Below are 25,492 nucleotides of genomic sequence, written 5' to 3'. Positions count from 1 at the left end.
CACCCATATAAGGGTTGATTGTTTGTTTTTCGGCCGATTTCGACCGACTCGAGTAATCTCTCTCGAGATTGGGTCAACAGATTACTCGTATCGCGATGTCGAAGCCGACGTTTCCGCCCCTGAGGCGGCTGGTAAGGTAAACGCTACCGTCGTTCCCGAACGTGGCGAGGACTCGAGGTCGATCGTCCCGTCGTGGGTTTCGACGATGCGTTTACAGATAGCGAGCCCCATGCCCGACCCAGTTGCCCCTCGATCGGATTTCCCGCGGTTGGTATCGTTCGATTCACTCGAGTCGAGAGAATCGTTCGCGGTATCGCGGGGCTCCAGACCTCGAGTGAACAAATCGAATACCCGTTGCTGGTCCGCCGGGTCGATCCCGGGGCCATTGTCACGAACTCGAAACAGCCATTCATCTCCCTGCGGGGCCGCCGATATTTCGATTTCGGGGTGTTGGGGATGGCCGTACTTTAGCGCGTTATCGAGCAGGTTCTGGAACAACCGGCGAAGCAGGTGGTCGACGCCGGAAACCGTTGGAAGGTCGCCGACGGTGACGGTCGCATTTCTGTCCTCGAGTTCGAACCGGAGCCCATCGAGCACGCTATTGACGGCTGTGGTACAGTCAACGGGTTCGAGCGTCACGTCGCTGGCTCCGATCTTCGAGTACTGTAACAAATCGTCGATCATCACTTGCAGTCGGTCGGTATTTCTCAGCGCGACCGACAGCAGTTCCCGGTCTTCGACGTCGAGGGATGGTCCGACCCGCTGTTCGATCAACCCAAGATACTGTTCAGTCGTTCGGAGGGGTTGTCGCAGGTCGTGTGAGATCACGCCCGTGAACGCCTCGAGTTCCTGTTGGCGACGATGAATTTCTGTGACATCTCGACAGACCAGTACCCAGCCCACGTGCGTTCCCCGACGCTCGAGAGGCTGGGCACGGGCATCGTAAACGACGGAACCCTCAGCCGCAGTAGTCGTCTCGAAAGTCGTTTCGACACTTTCGGACGTCGATAGCTCGAGGCCGGGCAGCAACGAGCCGAGTGACCGCTCGAGGAGCGACGTCCCGTCGTTTCCGAGTGCTTCAGTCGCCGTCCCGTTGGCGTGGACGACACGGCGCAACGCATCGAGTACCAACACGGCATCGGGTGACTGTTCGATAACGATCCGGTCTGCAATCGGCTGTAAGTCGAGCAATCGGTATCGATGCATCGCGACCCCGATTGCCACCGACGAGATGGCAGTCGAGGCGGGAACGTAGTTGACGCTGTCGACGGTAAAGGGCGGAACGTTTGCCGACGTCAGCAAGCTCACCGTAATCGGCGTGACAATCGCGAGGGCGAGCAGTCCACCCTGGGGCAGATACGCCCGCCCGCGACGAACGGCTTCCGAGACGATAACCGCGAGCGTCAGGACGGCCATCAAGGACGCGTACGTGAAACTCAGTGCAACGTGGGCCGGGCCAGTCGTTGCCCGCATGACGAGCAGTCCGTCGACTTCGAGGATACGCGTGTCGACGATGACGACGTCGTGAGGGTTCGTGAACAACAATACCCAGAAGACGACCGGGACGACGAACAACCCGGCGAGAACGTCTCGACGAACCCACTGAACCCGGTCGGTGTACGCGAGAACGAACAGTAACAACAACGGCCCAACCGAGGAACTCCCGAGATAGAGGAGTCGGTAGGTGTGAAACTGTATCGTCGGATCCGTGCTGAGTAGCTTGACTGCCGAAAAGCCGGTCCAGATCGCAATAGCCACGTTCATGGCCGCGAAAATCAACAGGGTCGGCCGCTGACTGTGTCGGTGGCGTATCGAAAGCGCATACCAGGCAAAGATCAGCGAGAGCGCCATCGCAAACAGCATCGGATACGCGTATATCGTATGCTGCCAGGCCATTGGCTACACGTCTCACTGAATCAGTATACCCTTTTGGGGGTACGATGGCTGCTCGTTGGTGAACAGCCATCTGCGAAAGTCAGTTCCCGCTCTCCTCTCGAGTCTCCCGGAACCGGTCGACACCCTCGTCGTGGAGCCGTCTCGAGACCGCTCCAACGTCTTCCTCGAGCGCATCGTGGTAGGCGACGAGTCGATCGCGAACAGGTTCGTGCTTCCTCGCGAGAATCTGGGCTGCCGAAAGTGCCGCGTTGAAGGATTTGCCCGCATCGACGGCGGTCATCGGTGCGCCCGTGGGCATGCCGATGACGCTGTCGACCGATTTTTCCTGTACGGGAACCCCGATCACCGGTAGTGGATACGCGATAGAGGCCGTCATATTCGGCAAGTCGGCTGACTTCCCACCAGCTCCTGCGATGATAACCTCGAGACCACGGTCTTCGGCTGTCTCGGCGTAGGCGCTCATCAGGTGTGGCGTGCGATGAGCGGAGGTCACGTAGGTTTCGAACGTAAACCGTTCGTCGGGTGGGTTCTCGAAGTCTGTCTGCTCGCCGAAGCCGAGTTCGTCGACCAGTGCGTCGTAGGCACCGCGTCGACGGCCGCCGGTGAGCATCACCTCGAGGTCCGAGTCACTCCCCATGACGATGCCGATATCGGGCGTTTCCTCGGTGGACCGGTCCTGGTTCGCTTCGTCGTGCAATCGATCGATCAGGGTGGAGACGCTATCTGTCATGTGTGTCCTGTCGTTACTGCTGGTTGTTCTCGGCACCATCGCTCTTCTCACGGAAGGTCACGGCGTCGCGCAACGACCGGGCCTTCGCGAGGAGCACCGCTCTGTCGGCAGTCTCGTCACCAGCGGCGGCCGTCAGCGTGACGTGTCCCATCTTTCGGATGGGTCGGGCCTCGCGTTTGCCGTACCAGTGGAGGTGTGCACGCGGCGTCTCGAGGATCCGTTCGACGTTTCGCAGCTGTGCCTCGCGAGGTTCCTCGACGTCAGCGAGTAGATTCGTCGAGACGGTGCTGGCACGCAGCTCCGTCGAACCGAGTGGCCACCCGAGGACGGCTCTGGCGTGTTGTTCGAACTGTGAGGTCTGGGCCCCCTCGATAGTCCAGTGGCCCGAGTTGTGGGGTCGCGGTGCGATTTCGTTGAGCAACACGTCACCGTCGACCGTCTCGAACAGTTCGATGCCGTAGACGCCCCGCCCATCCATTACTTCGAGCACGTCCTGGGCGACGGCGTTCGCTCGTTCGAGGACGGCGTCACTCGAACGGGCGGGCACCACGGTCTCTCGAAGGATTTCTGCCTCGTGAATGTTCTCCCCGACGGGGAACGTCGCGGTTTCACCGTAGCCTTCGACCGCGATGACCGAGATCTCGCGCGTGAAATCGACGAACGATTCGACCATGGCTGGCCCTGCAACGGCCTCGAGAGCAGCTTCTGCCTCGCCTTTCGACTCGACTGGGACGTTGCCGCGGCCGTCGTACCCACCGGTGCGGGCTTTGAGCATGACTGGCGCACCATACTCGTCGATAGCGTCGTGGACGTCCGTGACGGAGTCGACCCCGCGGAACGGTGGAACCGGTACGCCGGCGTCCTCGAGTGCGCGCTTTTGGACGAGCTTGTCGTGGATGGTCCGTAAGGTCGCGGGATCGGGGTGAACCGGCACACCCGTGTCCTCGCGGACGCGCTCGAGGACGTCCTGGTCGGCGAGTTCGATTTCGAACGTTAACACGTCTGCGCGTTCGGCGAGTTCACGGATTTTGTCTTCGTCGCCGAATCCGCCGACGAGTTGGTCTCGGCTAACGCCGGCAGCGGGACAATCCGGTGTCGGATCGAGGACGATGACGTCCGCGCCGAGTGGTGATGCCGCCTCAGCGAGCATCCGACCGAGTTGGCCCCCACCGACCACACCGATGGTCGGTCCCGGAGATGAAAGCGTCGTCATGCGCGGCGATTGTCGGGGACCTCGCTTAAGGATTTGTATACGGACCCTCGAGTGTATCGGCTACGTCGGTACCCATACTGGCTGCCCTAAGTGGTTCGTCACGCCTGAGTATGTAAGCCGACCCGATAGCGGTTGTCGGGTTCGGTTTACAGATCAACGCTCGACGGAGTACTAAGTCGTGAAAGGCGCTCGCCAGCACGAGGTTGCGAGAAACTTCACACAAGGGGTCCAAGAGTATCAGGAACGGCGGTCGTACACTTGCACCGCCCGGTCGTGTCGTGAGGAGAGTCCGTGTGGATTCCGACGCGTGCTACGGTCGGCATAGCGTGAACGGAGGCCATCGAGTAACCCTCGGGCAGAGCCTTTGAGCACGCTGACACCGTTGCCGAGCCAGCCGGTTGGCGTTCCCTCACCCGAAAGAATGCCTCGAGCGCCACTCGCACCGTCGGCAAGTGCGCGACAGACGAGTCGGCCGACGACCGACGGCCAGAGGCCGTAGTTTTTCACGAGACGGTACGACCGCGAACGATACCGGTCGCCCCATGCAGCGTCGGGCCTGCCGCCGTCGGTACCGACTTCGTTTCGAACGGCCATCTCGTCGCTCCAGGTGACGTCGAAACCCAGGCCGGCGACCCGATGGGCACACTCGACGCCGTCAGCGGTTTGTGGGTACTCGTCGAAACCATCGAGTGCCTCCAGAACCGTTCGATCAATGACGACGTTTTCGGGGGCAAACGGCGTCACTGTGCGTCGGCGTATCGTCCGTTGTTCCGGCGGCTGGCTCGAATCACGCCGTGGTTCCTCAGCCACTCGTTGACCACGGATTGGCCCAGTCACGACGTCTGCTCCATGGTCTATCGTGCCACAGATCGCATCGTACCAGCCCGATTCGACTGCGTAGGCATCACCGAGGAACGCAACGGCATCACCCGTCGCCTGCTCGATGCCGGCGTTCCGGGAGACGTTCGGCGTCCGTTCGGATATTTCGACGAGCACGTCGACGTCGTCACGGTCCCGGACCGCACCGGACGTGCCATCAGAAGACGGCCCGTTCACGACGATCAGTTCACTCGAGGTGGGGAGTTCCCGATGAAGGGCGTCGAGACACGAAAGCAACTGCTCTCGGCCGTTCAACGTCGAAACGACTACCGAGAGCGACGAACTCATGTTGACGGATAAATTCGTCCGAGAGTAAAAATAGGCTGGGTTTTGCCGCAAAATACGATTATTCGCTGATACGTCGGGGTGTCAAACCCTGACGTTCCAGTAGGAGACAGACATGAGGTGGTCAGTTAACGGCAGTCGACCCACTGCCGAATCGAGGGCTCGAATGGGGGATGCGAGAACGTTCGGAATCGCTCTGTAGAGACCGTACGGTACGAGGAAATCGTGTTCGGCGTCGACCAGTTCGAGGCCGTTTTTCGCGAGCAACACACTCACTTCCTTCGTCGAATACAGACGCGACCCCATCGGTAGCGCCCAGTTGTAGACGCTGCGGGAACTGAACCGGTTGAACGTATCGAACACGATCTGTTCGCGTGCAACGCGTTTCATCTCACTCAGGAACGCTGCCGGATCGTCGGCAAGGTGGAAAAAACGCATGGCGACGACCGTATCGAAGTGGTCGTCCGGAAACGGCAGCCGTCCCGCGTCCCCGCGAAGGAACTCGAGCGAATCGTCGACACCGCTCGCGTGCGCTTTCTTGCGTCCCTGCTGTAACATTGCTGCTGAAATATCGAGTCCAACGACGTTCGCGCCCTGCTCGGCGAGCATGACGGTAAATCGCCCGGTACCACAGGCAATTTCGAGTACGTCCCGGCCCTCGAGCGGTCCAAGCGCGTCGAGAACGGCGGTTTTCTCCCGCCGGTCGATAAGCTGACCGCCCCGAGAGAACCGCTTATCGTCGTACTCCTCGGCGATGTCGTCGGCCTGGTACCACTCCTGTCCTTTCACACTGATGGAATCTACTTTCCCCGGAGGATAAAACGATACTGGACTCGGGTCGAGGGAACACGTTTTATTTCCTGCTAACGTATGACACAGTATGCCGACCTGCACCTACTGCGAGCGCTCGCTCGAGGCCGCCGACCTCGTTCGCCACGAATCGGGGGATTTGCTACGCGTCCACTGTCCGGACTGTCACGGTGTGATCGGCACGTACCGTGAACCGGGACGGTTCTGATGGGATCGTTGTCCTCACGTGCCGTCAAACGCCCGCAACGAGGTCGGGAATTGACGGTACACTAGTGCGAAATTCCCTTTGAACGCATTTTGCGTCGACCCCAGAGAAATATGGTCATATTGGGTCGCCGCGGACGAAAAGTCCCTTCTCGTCGGTCTCTCGATTCTGGGCGTACGAATCGTGATACTCCATCAGTTGGATGAGTGCACCAGTGGGATTGCGAGGCGAAATAAATGCCTCCGCCCAGTCGTTCCTGTCGTCGTAATCGATAACCCGGTATCCCGCGGTCTCGATCACGTCTACCGCCGTATCGATGTCCGCCACTTCGAGCGTCACGTGGTGCAGTCCGGGGCCGTGTCGCTCGAGGTAGGCCGTGAGAAACGAGTCGGTACCCTCGAGCGGAGCAATGAGTTCGAATCGGGACGCATCGCCGAGTCGGTACGTCGCCCAGGTGAAGGTGTCGTCGGTGACCTCTTCGTGAACCTTCTTCGCACCAAGGGCAAAGAGCAGTCCCTCGGCGTCGGGAATCGACTCGACAGCGATGCCGACGTGGTCGAGACGCATGCGTGGTGGCTCGGGCATAGACGGTAAAACGGCCACCAATGTGGTAATTGTTGGCATCCGAACGGCGAGCGAATTCCTCCAGAGATGAGCTGTCGTGGAGACATATAGCGATTCGTGGAAGTCCTGGGACACTCGAGTGGAGACGATACCGCTCGAGTGTCTCGATTAGTTCCACGAATTACTATTACATACAATGAGACCGTTGGCCATGCTATGACGGACGTCGAGGACTCACTCCGGGCACGTATCGAAGACGACGCCTACTGCCAGACGCTGGGTATCGAACTCGTCCAGGCCGAGGCCGGCCGTGCTCGAACACGGTTGTCCATTACTGACGACCTGGTGAACTTCCACGGGACCCCACATGGCGGCGCGATTTACTCCGTCGCTGACGCCGCGTTCGCCGCCGCTTCAAATGCGGCCGGCGAGACCGCGTTCGCTCTCGAGACGAACATCTCCTACCTCGAGGCGGTCGACGTCGGAACGACGGTGACGGCGACGGCGACCGAGACGCACGTCGGCGGTCGAACGGCCGAGTACGAGGTTGTCGTCACCGACGGCGAGGACCGAATAGCGACGTTCAGAGGGCGCGTGTATCGTCCCGGCGCGTGAAACGCCGTTTGAGACCGGCTATCGGCCTCGTGCGTCGAAGTGGGCTATTGCCCTCAGCGTAGGGCCTCGGCTACTCGAGTGGACAACGGCGTTATCGCTCGAGGTCGGAACGGGGCTGCTCGACGAAGGGTGTGCGATGGTCCTCAAATCTCGGCCTCGAGAAACCGGTATTTGCCTCGGCTGGCTGTAAACACTGACTGCAGACGTCCACAAAAACGCCACCGAACCGCTGAACTGGCGATTCTCAGCGATGGTCGAACACGCGCCGTACCTTGCCCACTTCGGTTCGTTCGATGTCGCCGTAGGGAACGACGTCTATTTTATCCACGCTGATACCGAGTACGTCGTCGAGTCGGTTTTGAATCCGCTCACGTAGTTCCGCAGGGTCGCCCTCGAACTCCTCGTGGTGCTCGACGGTGATCTCCATCGTGTCGAGTTGATCCTCCCGATACAGATCGATACGATAGTGGGGCGCGACGGCCTCGAACTCGAGCATGACCTCCTCAATGGAACTCGCGTACACGTTGATCCCACGGACGATGAGCAAGTCGTCGACGCGCCCGCGAACGTTATCCATCCGCACCATCGTCCGTCCGCATTCACACTCGTCATAGTACAGTCGCGTGATATCACCGGTCCGATAGCGCAAGACTGGGAGCGCTTCTTTCGACAACGTCGTCAAAACGAGTTCGCCGCGTTCGCCCTCCTCGAGCGGTTCCCCCGTATCCGGGTCGACGATTTCCGGATAGAAGTGGTCCTCCCAGATGTGCAGTCCGTCCTGGGCGTGTGCGCACTCGACGGAGACCCCCGGGCCGACGATCTCTGAGAGACCGTAGATATCGATGGCGGTGACGTCGAGTTGCTCTTCAATCTCATCGCGCATGGGGTCGGTGAACGGTTCAGCCCCGATAACGACCGTCGAAAGCGGGAGATCACGGATGTCAACCCCGCGCTCGGCCGCTCGCTCCGCCAGGTACAGACAGTACGACGGCGTACAGCCGAGTGCGTCACTCCCCAGGTCCTCGAGCATCTCGATCTGTTTGGCCGTATCGCCACCACCGGTCGGAACGACCGTCGCACCGAGTTCTTCGATACCATCGTGGAAACCGAGACCGCCGGTGAACAGCCCGTAGCCGTAGGCGTTCTGAAACGTCTGGCCGGGGTCGACGCCCGCCGCATACAGCGATCGAGCCATCGCCTCGTACCAGACCTCGAGGTCGGATTGCGTGTAGGAAACGATCTTTGGCTTACCGGTCGTTCCCGAAGAGGCGTGGATCCGGCGGATCTCCTCGTCGGGAACGGCGAACAGCCCGTCGGGATACTCGTCTCGGAACACCTCTTTCGTCGTGAACGGCAACCTCGAGATATCGTCGATCGAATCGATGTCCGCGGGAGAGACACCTTGCGCGTCGAGCTGGTCGCGATAATAGTCGACGTTCTCGTACGCCTGTTTGACGATTTTTCGAAGGCGTTCGCTTTGCAGCTGTCTGAGGTCATCCCGATCGGCCGTCTCGATATCGTTGTAGGTCATCCCCACGTTATGCACTAACACGCCACATAAAAATCATATCGGTTGATGATGTGGGATTCGACTCTTTTGCTCACGTGCCATAGTAGTCAGTGAAACGATTGACACACCTCTCGCGACGCTGTATTGCGAGAGGGTGTGCAATGACGTTTACTGGCTACTGTGGTCTCTCGCTCGAGCCAGAACCTCCCACCCAGCATGACCGTTTGGCGGGGAAGTATTTTCATACCGGTACGCGTATGCCACGTCGTGTCATTGCGTACCGACCCCCTGCGTCGACGCTGGCTCGTCTGGACGGTGCTGGCAATCGTCTTCTTGCTCGTGAACCTCTACCGGCTGTCGTCGGCCGTTCTCGCAGATCGATTGATGGCCGGCTTCAATACGACCGGCGCAGGCCTCGGAACGCTCCATGCCTCCTTCTTTTACATCTATGCACTCATGCAACTCCCGACCGGCATCCTCGCAGACCGGGCCGGGCCACGCAAGACAGCTACCGCCGGGGCCATCGTCTTCAACGTGGGCGCGATCGGTTTCGCCCTTGCACAGACCTACCATGTCGCGTTTCTCAGCCGGGCGCTGATCGGTCTCGGCGGTGCCGTCATCTTCATTTCGACCCTACGGTTTTGCGCGAACTGGTTTCGCGCCGACGAGTTTGCGACGATGAACGGACTCACGATCGCGATCGCCGGGCTCGGCGGCATTATGGCGACGACCCCGCTCGCCCTCGCTGCCAACGCGTTCGGCTGGCGACCGACGATGTTCGCCCTCGGCGTCGTTGGGCTACTGTTTGCGGGCGTCGTCTGGCTGCTCGCGCGAGACTCGCCCGAGTCGGCCGGCCTCGAGCCGATCGAAGACGTCGAAACGGGCACGACGTTGACGCTCGAGGAAGTGCTGCAAAACCTTCGAGCGGTACTGGCCGAGCGCGAGACGTGGGTCATAAGTCTGATGCTGTTTTGCTCGACGGGGGTGTTGATCACACTCCTCGGCCTGTGGGGCGTTCCTTACGTCGTCCAGACCCAGGGCGTTTCGGTGACGACGGCGTCGTACTACACGCTCCTCGGGAGCTTCGGACTGCTCGTCGGCCCACCGACGTTCGGCTGGGTTGCCGATCGCTTCGAGACCCGAACCGGTTTGATCGTCGGTGGCGGAATCGTCTACGTCGCCGGTTTCGGCGTCCTCACCCTCGTCCCCTCACCCCACCAGGGCATCGTCGCACTGATTTACTTTACTTCGGGAGCCACCCTCGGAGCGTTCACGCTCAGTTACGCCGTTATCAAAGATCGCCACGCGACTGCAGCAAGTGGTGTCTCGACTGCCACGGTCAACGGGGCGGCATTTCTCGGGGCAGCCGTCTTTCCGACTGCCATGGGATACGCCCTCGACACGTACTGGACCGGAGAAACTGTCGCCGGGTCCCGCGTGTACACTGAATTCGGATACCAGGTCGCGTTCGGTATCGCGACAGCCGCTATCGTCGTCGCACTCTGCTGTGGGCTGTGGTTACACTGGAAGCTCCCTGACGGTTGATAGGGATTGTTGTAACCGTGTCCCGGTCAGCGACGAACCGATCCCCGATGGGGCGACAAGAACCCTGTGAGGCCGCCGGTTGTCGTTCCGCCGAACGTTGGCCCACGCTGGTACCGAACGGAACACGATGAGAAAACGGGCCACGTCCTGCCACGAACGGAAACCTCGTCAGTTCGTCACGCCGAGGTACTGCTCGAGGATATCCTCGTCAGCCTCGAGTTCGGCCGAGGTCCCCTCGTAGACGATTTCGCCCTGGTTGATGACGTAGTTTCGATCGGCCAGTTCGAGGCCAACGTGGACGTTCTGTTCGACCAGTAACACGGTAATCCCCCGGTCGTTGAGCTGTCGCACGATATCCATCACGTCCTGCACGATGAACGGGGCCAACCCTTCGGTCGGTTCGTCGAGCAAGATCAGTTCCGCCCCGCCCACGAGCGCTCGGGCGATGGCCAACATCTGTTGTTCACCGCCGGACAGTGACGATCCGATGTTCTCGGTTCGCTCGGCGAGGTTCTCGAACATCCCCAGTACCTCATCGAGTGATAACGCGTTTTCGCTATCGGCACCGCCGAGCGCCGCCAGCTCGAGGTTTTCGCGTACGGTGAGTTCGGGAAAGATCCGTCGCTCTTCCGGGACCAGTGCGATCCCCCGTCTGACAGTCTCGGTAGCCTCGATGGCGCTGATGTCTTCACCTCGATAGGCAACGGTTCCGGACATCGGCGTGATGATCCCCAGTATGGTTCGCAACGTCGTCGTCTTGCCGGCCCCGTTTCGTCCGACGAGAGAGACGACTTCACCCGCACCGACCTCCAGCGAGAGGTTTCTGAGGACCTGTGTCTCACCGTAGCCGGCGTTGACGTTCTCGAGTGACAACACGGGGTTGGTCATTACTCGACCACCCCGCCGAGGTAGGCGTCCTGGACGGCCTGATCGGCAGCGATCCGTTCGGGCGACCCGTCGGCGATGACCTCACCGCGATTCAACACCGTAATGTGATCTGAGAGTTCCATAACGAGTTCGATGTCGTGTTCGATCAACAGTAACGTCTGGTCGACCAGCACCTCCTCTATCAGATCGATCGTTTCGCGGGTCTCTTCGACGCTCATCCCGGCCGTCGGCTCGTCGAGTAATACGAGTGCCGGATCAGCAGCCAGAACCACACCGATCTCGAGTCGTCGTCGATCACCGTAGGCGAGTGCGTTCGCTTCGACGTCGGCCAGGTTGGTGAGGTCGACCCGCTCGAGCGTTCGGTCGGTGGCCTCGTTGATGTCGGCGTACCGGTCGGTCGTTTTGAACAGCGATTCGACGATGCCGTACTCAGCTTGCCGATTGGCCTGGGCGGCCAATCTGACGTTTTCCCGGACGGACAACCCGCCAAAGACGTTCGAGATCTGGAACGAACGGCCGATGCCGGCGCGAACCCGGGCTTCCGGCGACAGTGACGTGATGTCGTCGCCGTCGAATCGGACGGTTCCGCTGGTCACCGGGAGCGCCCCGGAGATGAGATTGAACAGCGTGGTCTTCCCAGCTCCGTTCGGGCCGATGACGCTCCGGAACTCCCCGCGTTCGACCATCATGTCGACGCCGTCGATAGCCGCGAACTCGCCGAAGCGTTTGACCAGCCCCTCGAGTTCGAGAATCGTCTCCCCTCGTTGTGCCGTGACGTTCGCCCGGTCGCCGGTCGTCTCGGCCGCCATCAGTCATCACCCCCATGGCTCGAGTCCTCAGTCGCCACGTCGGGTTCTGGTCCTGGCCCCGGACCCGCTCCCGAGAGATGACGGTCGAGCAGTGCCGGAAGCGAGACGAGGCCTCGAGGGAGGAAGATGACGAATAGAACGAAGATCACACCGAGTACCAGCCGCCATCGGGTAGTGAAGTCACTGATGACTGATTCGAGGCCGAAGTAGGCACCAGCTCCGATGATGGGGCCGTAAAGCGTCCCCATACCACCGAGAATAACCATGACGATCACTTCTCCGGATTTCAACCACTCGGCGACAGAGGGCGAGACGAAGGCGTTGTTGAGCGCGAACAACCCACCAGCAAGCCCGGCGAACGCACCGCTGACGACGAACGCACGTCGTTTGTAGACGACGGTGTCGTACCCGATAAACGTCGCTCGTTCTTCGTTTTCACGGATGGATTTCAGCACTGAACCGAACGGAGAACGAAGCATTTGACGGGTCACTAGATATGCAAAGATGAGCGAACCGAGTACGAGATAGAAAAAGAGCGCACGCCCGGTGATGACAACGGGCCCGACGAAGATGCCGCTCGTCCCGACGTCGATTCCCGCGCCTGCAACGCCGTAGTAGCGGTCGATACCGAGCAGACCGAGTCCCTCGGAGCCGCCAGTAAATTCGACACGGTACAGGAAGTTGTAGTAGAGTTCGGCGAACGCGAGCGTGATCATCGCGAAATACACCCCGTGGACCCGTATCGAGAGATAGCCCACGACCCAGGCGATGGCTGCCGAAACGGCAATCGCGAGTACGAGGGCGACGAACACCGAACCGGTCATGTGGACCAGCGTGAGGGCAGCGACGTACGCCCCCAGTCCGAGGAAGAGCGCGTGACCGAGCGAAACCAGTCCCGTATATCCCATCACGAAATCCAGGGAGAGCGCGAATAACCCCCAGATCAGGACCCGCGTCCCGAGCGTGACCCACTGTGGATTGCCGAGGACGTTCGCCAAAACCGGTAACAGTACCAATAGCCCGATCAGTAACCCCCCGAGTCGAAGCCGGGTCTGGTGATCTATCAGTCCCCCTCCGGAACTCGTCAGGAGTTCGTGGCTCTCGTCTTCGGCAAACTCGGTTCCGAAGAGGCCCTGCGGACGCAGAATGAGGATACCGATCATCAGCAGGAAGATGATCATCCCCTCGAGTGCCGGAAAGTACGGTCGCAGAATAGATTCCTGCAGGATACCGACGAGGAGGCCGCCAGCGACGGCACCTCTGAAGCTACCGAGGCCGCCGAGGACGACGATGACGAACGCCGGGATTATGTACGACATGCCGAGTTCGGGCGTCACTTGCTGGCGTCCGGCGAGAACGATGCCGGCGAACGCTGCCAGAGCAGCCCCGAAGCCGAACACCAGCGAGTAGTACCGGTCGATGTCGATCCCGAGGTTTCGCACCATCTGGCGGTCCTGAGCACCGGCGCGGATTATCAGACCGTATTTCGTGTATTTCAGACCGGCCCAGACCGACATCGCCATCGCCGACCCGATGACGATCATAAACAGATTGTACGCACTGACTGAGATACCAGCGAGGCCAACGGTGCCGGTGATGATCTCCGGTCGAGGGAGCCGGAACGAGCCAGTCCCCCAGACGAGGTAGATACTGTCGTTGATGACGAGTACCAGTCCGAACGTCAACAGGATGTGATACAGCGGATTGCGTCCGTACAGCGGACGGACGGTGAATCGCTCGATTGCGACCCCGATAACGCCGACGAGAAGCGGTGCGATAACGAGCGCGACGACGAAGCCGCCAGCACCCAACCCCGCCTGGACTAACAGCGCAACCGCGAAGTACGCTCCGAGCGCGAATAGTTCCCCGTGGGCGAAATTGATGACGTTCATGACGCCGAAGATAATCGACAACCCGGCGGCTAACAGGACGTACACGAGACCGACGGTCAGACCGTCGACCAGATGTTGAATAAGCAGGCCAACCATGTTAGATAAAAATTGTAGTTATCGCTCGCACCCGGTCTCTTCACAGTCCGGTATCGCGTCCTCCCCATCCAGGTCGAAAAGAATGTCGACGTCCGCCATGTCGCCGTCTCCTTCGACTAACTGACTCATCCAGACCGGGTTGACGGCCTGTCCGTCACACTCGCGGAATTCGTTCGGACCGAAGATGGTATCCTGCTCGAGACCCGGTAACACGTCTTTAACCACGGTCGGATCGTTCGAACCCGCCTCCTGGATGCCGGTAGCAACCATCCGAACCGATTCGTAGCCAACTCGAGAGAAGTTATCCGGGACCGCATCGTAGGCATCCTGATACGCCTCGACGAACGCCTGATTGTCACCGGTATCGGCCTCCGGCGTGTATCGAACCCCGCTGTAGACGCCGACGGCGGCTTCGCCAGCACCCGCTCGGACCGGGGTGAACGACGCCGTCGTCGAGACGACCGGAATCTCGTCGTACAGTCCACGGTCCGAAGCCTGCGCGAGGAAACCCACCAGATCACCGCCCGTGCTCCCGATAATGACCGCGTCTGCGTTTGCTGCTTCGCCCTCGATCTGGGTGATGTAGGCCTCGAAGTCCGTCGCCCCGAACTCCGCCCGGGTTTCTCCTACCTTCTCGTAGGAATCACTGAGAGCCTGCATTCGGGATTCGAACTCGTTCATCACTGATTGGCCGTAGGCGTAATCGGCAATGTGATAGAAGATCCGATCACCGAGCTCTTCGTACGTCCACTGGGCCATGACCTCGGCGATCTGAGCAGTGCTCGTCTCGAATCGGAACACGTACTCGTTACAGCGCTCACCGGTGATCGCGATGTCTGCAGCGCCCGGGGTGTAGACGACCTCGTTCTCGAGAGCGAAGTCGTTCATCGCCAGGGCAACGTCACTGGAGATACAGCCGGTGATGAACTGGGCCCCGTCTGCTTCGACGGCGTCCCTCGCTTCCGTCAGTGCGTCTTCCGGGTCGGACTGTGAATCGTACGTTTCGTATTCGATTTCGAAATCGAACTCGTCGCTATCGTTGACCTGTTCGATCGCCAGTTCGGTCCCTTGTGTTCGCTCTTCCCCGAGATCGCTGAAGGGCCCGGTATACGGTTCGATGACGGCGAGTTGTACCGTATCAAACGCCGGCTCTTCACCGTTACCGTCGTCGGCTACGGTATCATCGTCATCGTCCAGTTCCCCGACGCACCCGGCAAACGTCACGGCACCCGTCGCCCCAGCGGCCTGCAAGAACCGACGGCGACTACCACGCGATGTGTTATCTGTAGGCATAGTTCATGATCTTTATTGCAGTGAATAAACGTTTAGCCGCGTATAGACGGCATTTATAACAGAGGGCGAACACGATCGGGTGATCACTCCACGCGCCGGAGTTATTTTTACCGCCGAGCCGAATGTATCAGTATGTACACTGTCTTACTCGCTATCGACACGTCCAACGATCGGGCTATCGCTCAGGCAACCGCCGTCGCATCACTCCCCGAAGCTGCAAGCAACGTTAAGGCCGTATTGCTTCACGTGTTCGACGATAATCCCGAAGGCGCGTCCGTCAATCGCCTCTCATCGGTTCGCCGAGCCATCGGCGTCCTCGAGGATGCCGATGTCGAGTATGAACTCCGAGAGGCCAGCGGCGAACCGGCCACCGAAATCCTCCAGGCCGCCGAGTCGGTGGCTGCCGACGCGATTTGCGTTTCCGGCCGCCAGCGAACACCAACGGGCAAAGCCCTCTTCGGCAGCGTCACTCAGTCCGTGTTACTCGAGGCTGACCGTCCGGTGTTGAACGCTAGCATCGACTGACAGGGACTGCTGTTACTCGGCACAGCAGCCGGATGAACGCACTCGAGCGTGCCAGAATTTGCGCTCCTATCAGTCTCCGCTCGCGACGACACGGTCCGGTCGTATACGGATAATCACGCGCTCGCCCACCTCCTCGCCATGATGTGGGTATTCCTCGCGTTCGAAGTACCGCTGTGTGAGCGAGTCGATGTGGTCGACTGCACCCTCGGTCGTGACCGCCTCGACTTCACCACGGATGGAGAGATATCGGTACGGATCCTCGGGGTCCGGAATCGATACGCCAACCTTCGGGTTTTGCTGGACGTTCTGCTCTTTCTGCCGATTTCGGGCCGTGTTCACCAGCACGTACCCCTCCTCGTCGACGTCGATCCAGACGGGTGTCACTTGCGGTGTCCCATCGGGCATCATCGTCGCGAAGTGAGCAACCGTTTTACGGTCGAAGAGGTCCAGAAACGAGTCGGGAATTGGTTCCATACCCCACCCTCGAGGGCGGCGACAAAAGTGTCTGCGGACTCGGATATGTATGTGCCTTATACACCTATTATAATCTCAATTGTTCGTATCCCCATATAGGGAAGGTTTACGACCACCTACCCAATCGTGTGTTGCATGAGCATGAGTACAGCTGACGACCATGCCGTAGCCGCCGAGGAGATCCTCTCCGAGGCTGAATACCGTGACCGCCTTCGCGATCTGCCACCGAGTGCCAAACTCGTCGCCAAGGTTCTCGAATCGGACTCCCCGCTCTCGCAGGGACAACTCGCCGAGGAATCGCTCCTCCCGGATCGCACCGTCCGATACGCGCTCAACCGCCTCGAGGACGTTGGCCTCATCGACTCGCGCTACAGTTTCCGTGACGCGCGAAAGCAGGTCTACTACCTCAAACACTAACCCAGCCGCACCGCCAGTCGAGAAGACGGCTGCGACCGTGTCTCGACGTCCAACCACGCCCGGACGACGCCGACTGGCGTCCGGGTTACTGTCATACACTCCGGTGTCCACCGTCAACACCCCTTTTCATCACGCCCGAGAGCGATCAGAAACCGCGTTGGATACACGATTCGTACCACCACACTCTTCACTTCGCTGGGGCGACTGACGAACAGTGAAGCTGTCCGAGGTTACCCGAGTGCCGTTGTCCGTTCCCGCCGCTGTCCCGACCGGCCGAACCAACGCGTACATCATCGGGATCGATCCTGTCGTGCTCGTCGACCCCGCCACCCCCGACCAGGACCTCGAAGACGCACTGAGCAACCGAACGGTGGAGCACATCTGCGTGACACACTGTCATCCTGATCACGTGGGTGGTGTGGCGACGTACGCCGAGCGGTTTGACGCGACGGTCTGGGCTCGCGCTGGCCGGGAGCGATCGTTCACCGAGGCGACCGGTGTCGAACCCGACCAGACATTCGTTCCAGGAGAGACGATACCGCTCGAGAACGGGACGCTCGAGTGTATCGATGCGCCGGGACACACGACCGGACACGTCGCGTTTGGGCTCCGGGAATCGGTGGACAGTTCGGACGAGCCACCGGCGGCTATTCTCGTCGGAGATTGTGCAATCGCCGACGGAAGCGTTGCCGTGACCGCCCCCGAAGGAGATATGCGCGCCTACCTGAGTACGCTTCGACGACTCCGTACTCACGACGCCCAGCGCCTGTATCCCGGTCATGGGCCCACAATAGAGGCGCCCCAAGAGGTCCTCGAGCGACTGCTCGCCCACCGACTCGAGCGTGAACGGCGGGTACTCGTTGCGGTCGCCGGTGGTGCTTCCAGCCCGGAGGCAATCGTCGATGTGGCATACGAAAAGGACGTTTCGCACGTGTTCGACCTCGCTCGAGCGACGGTCGTCGCCCACCTCGAGAAACTGGCCGTCGAAGGGGCGCTAACGTGGGACGGTACCCGGGCGACGGTGTGATACGGTTTACTGTCATCTCTTCCCGGTGATTGCCGACTCGGTATGGGCAATCACTCATAAAACGGTACAGGAAACCGTATGAAGAGCACCACCAGGACAGCAGTGTGCGTACCCGTTGCATTTCGCTCCAAAACGGGACGTCTATACGAGTCGCGTCCCAGTGAATAGACGTGAACAGCCTCGTTGACGAACTCGAGGCCGCCAGGGACCTCGAGGTGGATGCGCTCGCCGACGCCATCGAATCGATCGGTTTCGAGTGTACCCACTGTGGCGCGTGCTGCCGGGGGACGGAAGCGGACGAACATACGGCGACGGTGTTTCCGGACGAAGTTCGGACGTTGGGAGAGTCACAGGGGGCTGATACCGACACCGAGTACGACTGGCGAGACGTCGCCAGACCGATGCCGTATGGTCTCCGCGACGGGACGGACGGCCCCGAGGGCGAAACGTTCGAGTGGGCGCTCCAAACCGACGGGTGTGGTGACTGTACGTTTTACGACCCGACCGCCGACGGCGGTGGATGCACCGTCCACGAAAACCGCCCGCTGATCTGTCGGACCTATCCGTTCAGCGTCGCCCTCGAGGGAACGAGTCAACCGATGGGCGAAGCCGTCGACGAAGCCGGCATCGTCCGCGCCCACGAGTGTGAAGGGTTGGGCCGGGACATCGACCGCAAAGAAGCAGAGACGCTGGCAGCGGGGTTAAAACGCCGAGCGATACGGGAACTCGAAGAGGCAATAGCGGTTCTGGAGCGATATCAGCCAGTCGACGCGGAGGGGGTCGTTGTCCACGACTCAGAAGGGCCAAAACGGCCGGATGGAACGCCGCTCGAGCACCCATAGTGGCTTCCCAAACCCGAACAGGCGTGAAACCGATGGTTTCACGCAGAGATCGGCGTTTGGGAGGGGCTCGACCCCACCGAGTTAAAAGGTTTCTTCGATTATCTCGCCGACGGCGAAGTTCGATTTGACTTCGCTTACTTCGACTTTGACGCGTTCACCGACTTCGGCACCGGGAACGATGATTACATAGCCGCGTTCGACGCGAGCGATGCCGTCACCCTGTTTCCCGATGTCTTCGATTTCGACGTAGCGCGTCTCCCCAACGTCGACCGGTGGCTGGGGTTCAGACGGTGCGGCCGGCCGCGACGGTGCCGTCGCCGACGACGATGCATCCGTTGCAGTCGTCGACTCTTCGGTCTCTCGCTCACGAGATATCAGCGCAACCCGGTAGATGTCACCCGGTTCGACGTCGCCAGTTTCGACTTCCTGACGCGGTATTTCGATAACGTAACGGTCGTCTTCTTCTACGACATCTGTGCTGAAAAGACACAGGAGTTTTTCAGATATTTCCACAGGTAGACCCTCAGTTATCAGTCAGAATCCCACACGTAATAGAACTACCGACCGCAGCCCTCGATTTCCGGGTTCGGGAACGCCGTTTTGGCGGTGTTGCGGTTCACAGTGGGTCGGACGCGAGCCGACATTGCTCGAGTGAAATCATCCTTGCCAGCTCACTCGAGCGTCGTCGGCCGCGAAACCGTCGTGAACGACGAGAGGTCGACCGACGTCTCGAGATCGGCGTTCACCCCCTGAACCGTTTCGTGAGGCCGGTTGACGACGACGTCGCCAGCCCGTCGCTTTCCGACACCCGGAATCGCCGTGAGTTCGTCCATCGACGCGACGTTGAGGTCGAGCGGATAGGGGACAGCAGTCACTGATCGGAAGCCGTGATCGACGATCGCAACGTCGAGACTCGTTCCGAGCGGCCGTTCACCCGGAATACCGACCAACAGCGGATACGTCCCGAGCTGCCGACCGAACGTCTTTCCGTCCTGATGATACTCGAGGTAGACGTCCTCCAGGACGGTTCCCGGCGGGGCGAGCCGCTGTAACATCGGATTATCTATCGTCTCGCGCACCTCGCGTTTGTATTTCTTGAACAGTTTCTTGTGCGAATGTGCGATACTCGCGCCGGTGTCAGCCATCTCGGTACCCGAAAAGGCCATCACCTGCCGGATGTTGACCCGACGAAGCATCAGGCCCTCGTCGTACACCTGCTGGAGGAACTCGAGGTTGTGGTCGTAGGTTTCCTCGCGTTCGTCCATCAGCCCGTGCAGGAGGTTGATCCCGGGGAGTAACTTCGGCAATCGCCCCGCAGCGTCCGGCCCCGTCGACGGCCCCGTGCCCGGTTTCTCACCCGGACGCCAGCCGCCAGCCTCGTTGACGATACGAACGGCCTCGAGACACTCCTCGGCGGAGACGTTGAGGTTGTTCGCCTCCTGAACGACCGGATCGGCCGACTCGAGGCCGAACGCGGCGGTGTCTCCCGGCGTATTGTGTTCGGCGATGATCCGAATACCCTCGCGAGATTGGTCGGGCCACTTCGCGATGGTGATCGGGTTCATATTGTCGAGATGCAGGGTCTCGAGGTCCGGTGCGACAGCACGGATTCCTTCGTACAGTTCCCGGAGCGCATCGGGATTGGGCGCTTCCCCGTCGCCGCCGTAGGCCAGAATGTCGGCCTGTCGACCGATGCGGAAGTTGGTGACGCCGTGGGCTGAAAGCGCGTCGACCTCCTCGATAACCGACGACGGCGGCCGAAACGAGGGATTTCCGTAGAGCGGTTCCGTACAGAACGAACATCGGTAGGCACAGCCACGACCGGTCTCGAGTTCACAGATCAGGTACTCCGGATGGTTCGGGTGTTGCTCGACGACGAACGCGCCCGCTCGTGCCCAGCGGCTGGCTTCCTCGACGTCGCGCATTCGGTTGTTGAACCCCTCGAGGCCGCTTTCAACCAGATCGTAGACGGCTGCTTCGACGTCACCTTTGGCGACGAAATCGAAGTCCAGGTCCTGGCGTTCGGTTTCGGTCGCTCCCTCGTTGGCGTCACCGACGCCGAACTTGACGGGGCCCCCCATCAGACTCGTGCCACTGGCCGTCCAGGCGAGCTTTCGAACTTCGTCGGGTTCCGCTGGCGTGCCCCCGACGTACTTTCCGGGGACGGTCATCCCGCCGAGATAGAGCAACAGGTCCGCCTCGTCGACGTCCTGCCACCGGTTTGGCTCGTCTCGGAGGCCGTCGATGGTGTGATAGGTAATCGCTTCGCGTGGGACGCCGGCATCGACCAGCGCGCCCGCGGTATAGCGCGGATAGGTCGACACGTACGGCGGCACCCCGAAGTGGGCGGGCTCGTCGACGTAGCCGTCGACGATCGTCACCGAGAGCGTTTCGGGGTCAGTCATGGCTCTGGGTAGCCCCTCGAGCGGTAAAACCGTGACTGTCTGGAGTCTCCATGGTCCCACTGGGGATCGAACATCCACCGCCCAGCCGAGCTACTCACTCGAGAGAGGTCACTCGAGACGTACACGCTGGCTCTCTCGAGACGACACGCGGCGAGTGCCGCGAACCGTGGTTTGATACCGTTGCTCGCACAACCCCCTTCCATGCCACCAACCCAGGAAATCGAGTGTACCAACGACGAGTGCTTCCTCGATATGTTCGAGAACCACTACACCTACGACGTGCCGGACGACTACGGCGTCTCCGAACTGCAGTGTCCCGTCTGTGGCGGGACGGATTGTCTCGTCGCGATCAACGTTTAATCCCACGGAAAATCCACTCGAAACACGCCTGGGGCGAATCCAGACCGAATTGTCTGACGTTTATTTAGCACACCCAAAAAGAATAACAACTGGGACAGCATACAGCTATGTAGGTGGGGAACACGCCCCGGATGGCTTCCCTGAAGGCCGTCCCCGTGAGGTGAACGTAAGTGAATTTCAAATCGTGGCGAGAGACCGTCGGTGGCGCGCTCTACCGGCAGGTCGGTCGCGCCAGCAGTCACGTCCAGGAGCATCGATCCCTTCCCGTCGACATCCTCGAGAACGAGTCCTCCTATCTGGTCGTTTTCGACGCCCCGGGCACGGAGCCCGAGGACCTGCAAGTTCGGTATCTCGACGGGGACGTAAAGATTCGAATCGACCGGTTTCGATCGTATCACGACGGCTTCGAGATGCGATTCCCCGGCCGAGGGATGGCCCTCGATGGGGACGCAGCCCTCCCAGACGACGCAGTCGTCGACCCTGATGCCGGCACCGCCAAGTTGACCGACAGCGGCACCCTCCAGATATCGATCCCAAAAGAGGGTTCGAGCGAGGGCGGCGAGGAGGATTCGCCAGTCCCATCGAACGAGGAACCCCACGAGTTCCAAGACGAGACGCCGACGGCCGAATCCGGTATCAGCGACGAAACGGATTCCGAAACGACCGTCAACTCCGACGATTAACGGGGAGCGCAGAAATACGACCGGTCACTCGAGGCCGTCGAGATCCATTCCTTCCACGATGTCGAACGATTCGTCGCCGTCGAAACGTGTTGGGTCGAATCGATCGATTCCGTCGCCGCCGAGCAGCTGATCGGCGACCTGTGCACCGATAGCCGGAGCACGCATGAAGCCGTGCCCCTGGAATCCAGTCGCGACGTACACGCCTTGCGCTACCTCGCCCACGAGCGGGTCCTGATCTGGCGTGGCCGTACAGACGCCTGCCCAGGCTCGAGCGACCGCGTTTTCGTCGACCTCGAGGTCGGGAAATCGGTGGGTGACGCGGTCGATCAGCGACGCCGCAAAGTCGGGGTTGGCCGATCGATCGTACGAATCCGGGTCGATCTCGACCGTCTCCGTCCCGTTGCCGGCGAGTAGGCCCATCTCGTGCGGCCGGACGTAAAATCCGCCCGTCGCGTCGTAACACATCGGTTCGGTAATCGTTTCGGTTGCCGTCAGCGCCTGGACGCGATAGGGCTTCATGGCTATCGGGACACTCGCAGCCTCGAGAATAGCCTTCGTGTGGCCGCCTGCCGCGACGAGGACGGCGTCGTACTCGCGTTCGTCGTCGACCGAGTTCGAATCGGCCGTCGGTACGACTCGTGGCGGGTCGGTTCGAACCCCGACGGGCGTCTCCGTCTCGATGGTGGCACCAGCCCCGCTTGCTGCCGCAGCCAGACAGGCCGTGTATCTGGCAGGGTCAGTGTAGCCGGCAGCCCCAGCGATACCCCCAACGGCTACGTCGTCAGTTCGCAGATCGGGGAAACGCTCGGCCAGTTCGTCGGGACCGACCTCGAGGGCGACCACCCCGTTTTCTTGCATCTCCCGAATACCCCCACGGATCAGGTCGACTCGTTGGTCGTCGCCCTCGCGCACGAGCCAGACGTACGGGCACTCCGTGAACGGGAACGTCTCGTCGCCCGAAAGCGTGCGAAAGCGTTCGATGGCGTCGGCCGCAATCTCGGCGTCCAGTTCGTCGGCAAACGCGTTGTAACAGACGCCTGCCGCCCGCCCGCTCGAGCCACTCGCAATCCCGCCTTTCTCGTACAGGGTGACTGACGCGCCCTCCCGCGCCAGGTCGTAGGCGGCCGTCGCGCCGACCGCACCCGCTCCGACGACGGCGACCTCGAGACCGGCACCACGGTCGACGAACGCGTCCGCGCCGACGGCGATATCAGACCCGTCAAGCCCAGGAGCCTCCACCGGACCGTCGCTCATACGTGCCCCCGTGACCAGCACGACTCGAGCGGACGCTCGACTAACCAATCGAGCAGCGCGTGCAGTTCATCCCGAGCAGCCCCAAATAGCTGAGCGCCCGCCTCCGGGCTCGCCTGCGTCGGCTTTCCGACGGCACCAGACTCCGAGAAGTCGATGGTGTCGAATCCCAGATTGGCTCCGTGGACGGACTCGCCCCAGCCGTCGCTGGCTCCCGCCTCGGCGGCCTCGAGTTCGGCCGGTCGAATCAGGTCCTCGCGAACGTGCCAGAGGACGCTCGATTCCATGGCGTCTGCGTGGCCGCCGGCCTCCTCGAATAACTCGTCGGCGAGGTCCCCAACGCTATCCCACCAGTTCCACGGTGGAGCGAACATCGTTTCCGCATCACGAAGCGTTCGTGCCGCGCTGCGAAGCGCGTTCGAATTCCCGCCGTGACCGTTCACAACCACGGCCTTCCGACACCCGTGTTCGGCCAGACTCTCGAGTGTCTCTCTGACGAACGATTCGAACGCCTCCTCGGAGACGTACAGCGTCCCGTCGAACTGACGGTGATGGACGCTGACGCCGACCGGAATCGTCGGCAAGACGACGGCGTCATCGCGCTCCCGGGCGGTCTTCGCGAACGCCTCGGCAGCCATGTGGTCCATTCCCAGCGGGAGCGCTGGTCCGTGTTGCTCCGTGCTTCCGACGGGCAAGACGGCGACGTCGGCACCCTCGAGCGTCGTCGCCGCCTCTGTCGTCGTCTGTTCGGCGAGCAGAGTCATTGCCAGACGGTGGGCGGGCCGGCCACTTATAGTATCGGTGACTGGGCGTCGAAAGAAGGAAGCCGGGAGGAAGTACGCGGACGGATACGACGTTGCTACGAAATCCTGTCCAACAATCGCTCGAGTTCCTGATGTGCATCCGCCGTCCCGATAACGATGAGTCGGTCTCCGACCTCGAAGACGACGTCGTTCTCGATCACCGACCTGACCTCGCCGTCGCGCTCGAGGCCGAGGAGCGTCGTCTCAGTTTTCGATTCGATCACGACCTCGTCTTCGCGAGCACCGGCGAGACCGGACTCCTCAGTGACCGAATACCACTGGATGTGTTCTCCGCTGCTGGTTTCCTCGGAAAGCTGTCCTGCGATGGGCTGGTAGTACGCCCCGACCAGAAAGAGCCCTAGCGTCCGCGCCTGTGAGTCCGTCAGCGCGTACTGTTCCTCGTAATCGTCGTTTGGATTCTCCCGAAAGTACACCTGTCGTTCCCCCGATGAACGAACCACGATGGCAATGCTACGGTTCGCATCGAGATACAGTTCGTAGCGTTTGCCAACTCCCGGAAGCACGGTTTCTTTGACATCGAACGGCATACGGAGAGGGTCGTGGGGCAGTGACTTAATAGCATCTCACGTGACTATCGAACTCGATTCGAGGAAACGTGTACAGCCCTACTCGAGGAACGACTCGAGCCCCCGGGCTGGATACCCAGCGACGGTCGTCACGCCTGCTTCCCGCAGTGCCGCCGTCTGTGTACCGACCGCATCGGCCGTCCCGACCAGCGCGTAGTCCTCGGCCGCTGCGAGCAAGACCTCGCGTGCGCGCCCCGTCGCCGAGGCGTCAGTGGGTGCACCATCGGGCAAGGCTCGAGCGACCGGTCGGCGTCTCGAGACGTACGCACCGACGGCATCGAGAACGGCGTCTTCGTCTGCGGTCAAGACAGTCGGCGCGTAGACGACGATGTCGCCGTCGAAGCCGGCGGCCCGGACCGCGCGCACCTCCCGCTCGGTCGTGCGCGACAGCAGGTCGTACTGGGTTGCACCGGTCGCCATCGCGATCCGTTCGACGCTTTCGGTGCCGACCCAGGCGTCGGGGGCCCGCTCGAGGGCAGCACCGAGGCGCGGGGCGACCGACCGGGTCTGCTCGGCTTCCGTGAGGTACGCGGCGTGACCGGCCACGAGCACCCGGTCGACGCCGTCGGGAATCGTCGGCACCAACGAATCGTCGCCGAGCGGGTCGAATCCGTCGGCGCGAACCGGCGTCGTCAGACGGACCGCTCCGGATTCGGCCAGTGCCTCGAGCGTATCGAAATCGGGCAGGTGTGCTCGCCCTTCGTAATCGATTGCGACCGTTTCGACCGGCAGGTCGACGGCGTCGGAGACCGTACACTCAGCCGGTTTGATCGCTACGGCGTCGAGGCCCGCAGCCTCGAGAGCGGTCGCTCGAGTTGCGGTGTTTTTCAACATCGACGATCACCGACCTCGCTGACGCTCACGGGTGGAGCGCGTGTGGACAGGAAA

27 protein-coding genes are annotated in these 25,492 nt (G+C 61.1%); 9 read left to right on the top strand and 18 right to left on the bottom strand.

Features of this window, described 5'->3' with window-relative positions; translation table 11 throughout:
- Positions 1–81: 81 nt before the first annotated feature.
- The 5 genes from NLK60_RS15765 to NLK60_RS15745 all read right to left on the bottom strand — a co-directional run bounded on the left by NLK60_RS15765 (position 82) and on the right by NLK60_RS15745 (position 5,792).
- On the bottom strand, positions 82–1,896 hold the full coding sequence (locus tag NLK60_RS15765; RefSeq protein ID WP_254808728.1) for a sensor histidine kinase: 1,815 nt from the start codon (positions 1,894–1,896) through the stop codon (positions 82–84).
- Between the two features lie 79 nt (positions 1,897–1,975).
- Positions 1,976–2,626, bottom strand: a complete 651-nt coding sequence (locus tag NLK60_RS15760) for an AIR carboxylase family protein (RefSeq protein ID WP_254808727.1) — start codon at positions 2,624–2,626, stop codon at positions 1,976–1,978.
- Between the two features lie 13 nt (positions 2,627–2,639).
- Positions 2,640–3,839, bottom strand: a complete 1,200-nt coding sequence (locus tag NLK60_RS15755; protein ID WP_254808726.1) for a 5-(carboxyamino)imidazole ribonucleotide synthase — start codon at positions 3,837–3,839, stop codon at positions 2,640–2,642.
- Between the two features lie 237 nt (positions 3,840–4,076).
- Positions 4,077–5,006, bottom strand: coding sequence for a glycosyltransferase family 2 protein (locus NLK60_RS15750; protein ID WP_254808725.1), 930 nt, complete (start codon positions 5,004–5,006; stop codon positions 4,077–4,079).
- An 81-nt stretch (positions 5,007–5,087) separates the two neighbouring features.
- On the bottom strand, positions 5,088–5,792 hold the full coding sequence (locus tag NLK60_RS15745; protein WP_254808724.1) for a class I SAM-dependent methyltransferase: 705 nt from the start codon (positions 5,790–5,792) through the stop codon (positions 5,088–5,090).
- Between the two features lie 91 nt (positions 5,793–5,883).
- On the opposite strand from NLK60_RS15745, the gene NLK60_RS15740 reads away from it, so the two are divergent.
- Positions 5,884–6,021, top strand: a complete 138-nt coding sequence (locus tag NLK60_RS15740) for a hypothetical protein (RefSeq protein WP_254808723.1) — start codon at positions 5,884–5,886, stop codon at positions 6,019–6,021.
- Positions 6,022–6,135: 114 nt separating this feature from the next.
- Here NLK60_RS15740 and NLK60_RS15735 read toward each other — a convergent pair whose 3' ends face one another.
- The gene (locus tag NLK60_RS15735; RefSeq protein ID WP_254808722.1) at positions 6,136–6,603 is read right to left on the bottom strand and encodes a VOC family protein; all 468 of its coding nucleotides are present in this window, start codon (positions 6,601–6,603) and stop codon (positions 6,136–6,138) included.
- Positions 6,604–6,798: 195 nt separating this feature from the next.
- Here NLK60_RS15735 and NLK60_RS15730 point away from each other — a divergent pair, with 195 nt between their 5' ends.
- Complete coding sequence (locus NLK60_RS15730; RefSeq protein WP_254808721.1) at positions 6,799–7,197, top strand: PaaI family thioesterase; 399 nt, start codon at positions 6,799–6,801, stop codon at positions 7,195–7,197.
- A 244-nt stretch (positions 7,198–7,441) separates the two neighbouring features.
- On the opposite strand, the gene paaK is transcribed toward NLK60_RS15730, so the two are convergent.
- A complete protein-coding gene (gene paaK, locus NLK60_RS15725; RefSeq protein ID WP_254808720.1) occupies positions 7,442–8,728 on the bottom strand; it encodes a phenylacetate--CoA ligase PaaK in 1,287 nt (428 codons plus the stop codon).
- A gap of 246 nt (positions 8,729–8,974) precedes the next feature.
- On the opposite strand from paaK, the gene NLK60_RS15720 reads away from it, so the two are divergent.
- Positions 8,975–10,252, top strand: a complete 1,278-nt coding sequence (locus tag NLK60_RS15720; RefSeq protein WP_254808719.1) for an MFS transporter — start codon at positions 8,975–8,977, stop codon at positions 10,250–10,252.
- Between the two features lie 168 nt (positions 10,253–10,420).
- On the opposite strand, the gene NLK60_RS15715 is transcribed toward NLK60_RS15720, so the two are convergent.
- Genes NLK60_RS15715 through NLK60_RS15700 form a run of 4 tightly spaced genes read right to left on the bottom strand, consistent with a single transcriptional unit; the run spans position 10,421 to position 15,230 of the window.
- On the bottom strand, positions 10,421–11,140 hold the full coding sequence (locus tag NLK60_RS15715) for an ABC transporter ATP-binding protein (protein WP_254808718.1): 720 nt from the start codon (positions 11,138–11,140) through the stop codon (positions 10,421–10,423).
- Positions 11,140–11,949: an ABC transporter ATP-binding protein gene (locus tag NLK60_RS15710; RefSeq protein ID WP_254808717.1), complete on the bottom strand. Its 810-nt coding sequence runs from the start codon at positions 11,947–11,949 to the stop codon at positions 11,140–11,142. Before NLK60_RS15710 ends, NLK60_RS15715 begins: the two co-directional genes overlap by 1 nt.
- Positions 11,949–13,937: an ABC transporter permease gene (locus NLK60_RS15705; protein WP_254808716.1), complete on the bottom strand. Its 1,989-nt coding sequence runs from the start codon at positions 13,935–13,937 to the stop codon at positions 11,949–11,951. Before NLK60_RS15705 ends, NLK60_RS15710 begins: the two co-directional genes overlap by 1 nt.
- A gap of 18 nt (positions 13,938–13,955) precedes the next feature.
- Entirely contained in the window at positions 13,956–15,230 is a 1,275-nt protein-coding gene (locus NLK60_RS15700; protein ID WP_254808715.1) for an ABC transporter substrate-binding protein, read from the bottom strand.
- Positions 15,231–15,362: 132 nt separating this feature from the next.
- Between NLK60_RS15700 and NLK60_RS15695 the strand changes: the two genes are divergently transcribed.
- Entirely contained in the window at positions 15,363–15,755 is a 393-nt protein-coding gene (locus NLK60_RS15695) for a universal stress protein (protein ID WP_254808714.1), read from the top strand.
- Between the two features lie 69 nt (positions 15,756–15,824).
- On the opposite strand, the gene NLK60_RS15690 is transcribed toward NLK60_RS15695, so the two are convergent.
- Entirely contained in the window at positions 15,825–16,229 is a 405-nt protein-coding gene (locus NLK60_RS15690) for a PPOX class F420-dependent oxidoreductase (RefSeq protein WP_254808713.1), read from the bottom strand.
- A 135-nt stretch (positions 16,230–16,364) separates the two neighbouring features.
- On the opposite strand from NLK60_RS15690, the gene NLK60_RS15685 reads away from it, so the two are divergent.
- The 3 genes from NLK60_RS15685 to NLK60_RS15675 all read left to right on the top strand — a co-directional run bounded on the left by NLK60_RS15685 (position 16,365) and on the right by NLK60_RS15675 (position 18,515).
- On the top strand, positions 16,365–16,646 hold the full coding sequence (locus NLK60_RS15685) for a MarR family transcriptional regulator (RefSeq protein WP_254808712.1): 282 nt from the start codon (positions 16,365–16,367) through the stop codon (positions 16,644–16,646).
- A gap of 214 nt (positions 16,647–16,860) precedes the next feature.
- On the top strand, positions 16,861–17,673 hold the full coding sequence (locus NLK60_RS15680; RefSeq protein WP_254808711.1) for an MBL fold metallo-hydrolase: 813 nt from the start codon (positions 16,861–16,863) through the stop codon (positions 17,671–17,673).
- A 170-nt stretch (positions 17,674–17,843) separates the two neighbouring features.
- Positions 17,844–18,515, top strand: coding sequence for a YkgJ family cysteine cluster protein (locus NLK60_RS15675; protein WP_254808710.1), 672 nt, complete (start codon positions 17,844–17,846; stop codon positions 18,513–18,515).
- Between the two features lie 81 nt (positions 18,516–18,596).
- Here NLK60_RS15675 and NLK60_RS15670 read toward each other — a convergent pair whose 3' ends face one another.
- Together NLK60_RS15670 and NLK60_RS15665 are read right to left on the bottom strand one after the other, a co-directional pair.
- The gene (locus tag NLK60_RS15670) at positions 18,597–19,028 is read right to left on the bottom strand and encodes a TRAM domain-containing protein (RefSeq protein ID WP_254808709.1); all 432 of its coding nucleotides are present in this window, start codon (positions 19,026–19,028) and stop codon (positions 18,597–18,599) included.
- 158 nt (positions 19,029–19,186) lie between these two features.
- On the bottom strand, positions 19,187–20,920 hold the full coding sequence (locus NLK60_RS15665) for a radical SAM protein (RefSeq protein ID WP_254808708.1): 1,734 nt from the start codon (positions 20,918–20,920) through the stop codon (positions 19,187–19,189).
- Positions 20,921–21,121: 201 nt separating this feature from the next.
- Here NLK60_RS15665 and NLK60_RS15660 point away from each other — a divergent pair, with 201 nt between their 5' ends.
- Positions 21,122–21,280, top strand: coding sequence for a DUF7559 family protein (locus NLK60_RS15660; protein WP_254808707.1), 159 nt, complete (start codon positions 21,122–21,124; stop codon positions 21,278–21,280).
- A 170-nt stretch (positions 21,281–21,450) separates the two neighbouring features.
- On the top strand, positions 21,451–21,963 hold the full coding sequence (locus NLK60_RS15655; RefSeq protein ID WP_254808706.1) for an Hsp20/alpha crystallin family protein: 513 nt from the start codon (positions 21,451–21,453) through the stop codon (positions 21,961–21,963).
- A 24-nt stretch (positions 21,964–21,987) separates the two neighbouring features.
- On the opposite strand, the gene NLK60_RS15650 is transcribed toward NLK60_RS15655, so the two are convergent.
- The 4 genes from NLK60_RS15650 to NLK60_RS15635 form a co-directional block, all read right to left on the bottom strand.
- Positions 21,988–23,217: an NAD(P)/FAD-dependent oxidoreductase gene (locus tag NLK60_RS15650; RefSeq protein ID WP_254808705.1), complete on the bottom strand. Its 1,230-nt coding sequence runs from the start codon at positions 23,215–23,217 to the stop codon at positions 21,988–21,990.
- Complete coding sequence (locus NLK60_RS15645; protein ID WP_254808704.1) at positions 23,214–23,978, bottom strand: creatininase family protein; 765 nt, start codon at positions 23,976–23,978, stop codon at positions 23,214–23,216. Before NLK60_RS15645 ends, NLK60_RS15650 begins: the two co-directional genes overlap by 4 nt.
- Positions 23,979–24,073: 95 nt before the next feature.
- Positions 24,074–24,565, bottom strand: a complete 492-nt coding sequence (locus tag NLK60_RS15640) for a cation:proton antiporter regulatory subunit (RefSeq protein WP_254808703.1) — start codon at positions 24,563–24,565, stop codon at positions 24,074–24,076.
- A 78-nt stretch (positions 24,566–24,643) separates the two neighbouring features.
- Positions 24,644–25,438 carry a DUF7388 family protein gene (locus NLK60_RS15635; RefSeq protein ID WP_254808702.1) on the bottom strand — a complete coding sequence of 265 codons (795 nt, stop codon included), beginning with the start codon at positions 25,436–25,438 and terminating at the stop codon, positions 24,644–24,646.
- Between the last annotated feature and the right edge of the window lie 54 nt (positions 25,439–25,492).

This window comes from Natronosalvus amylolyticus (assembly GCF_024298845.1).
GTDB classification, from domain to species: Archaea; Halobacteriota; Halobacteria; order Halobacteriales; family Natrialbaceae; genus Natronosalvus; species Natronosalvus amylolyticus.
This window is presented reverse-complemented; position numbering and strand designations above follow the sequence as displayed.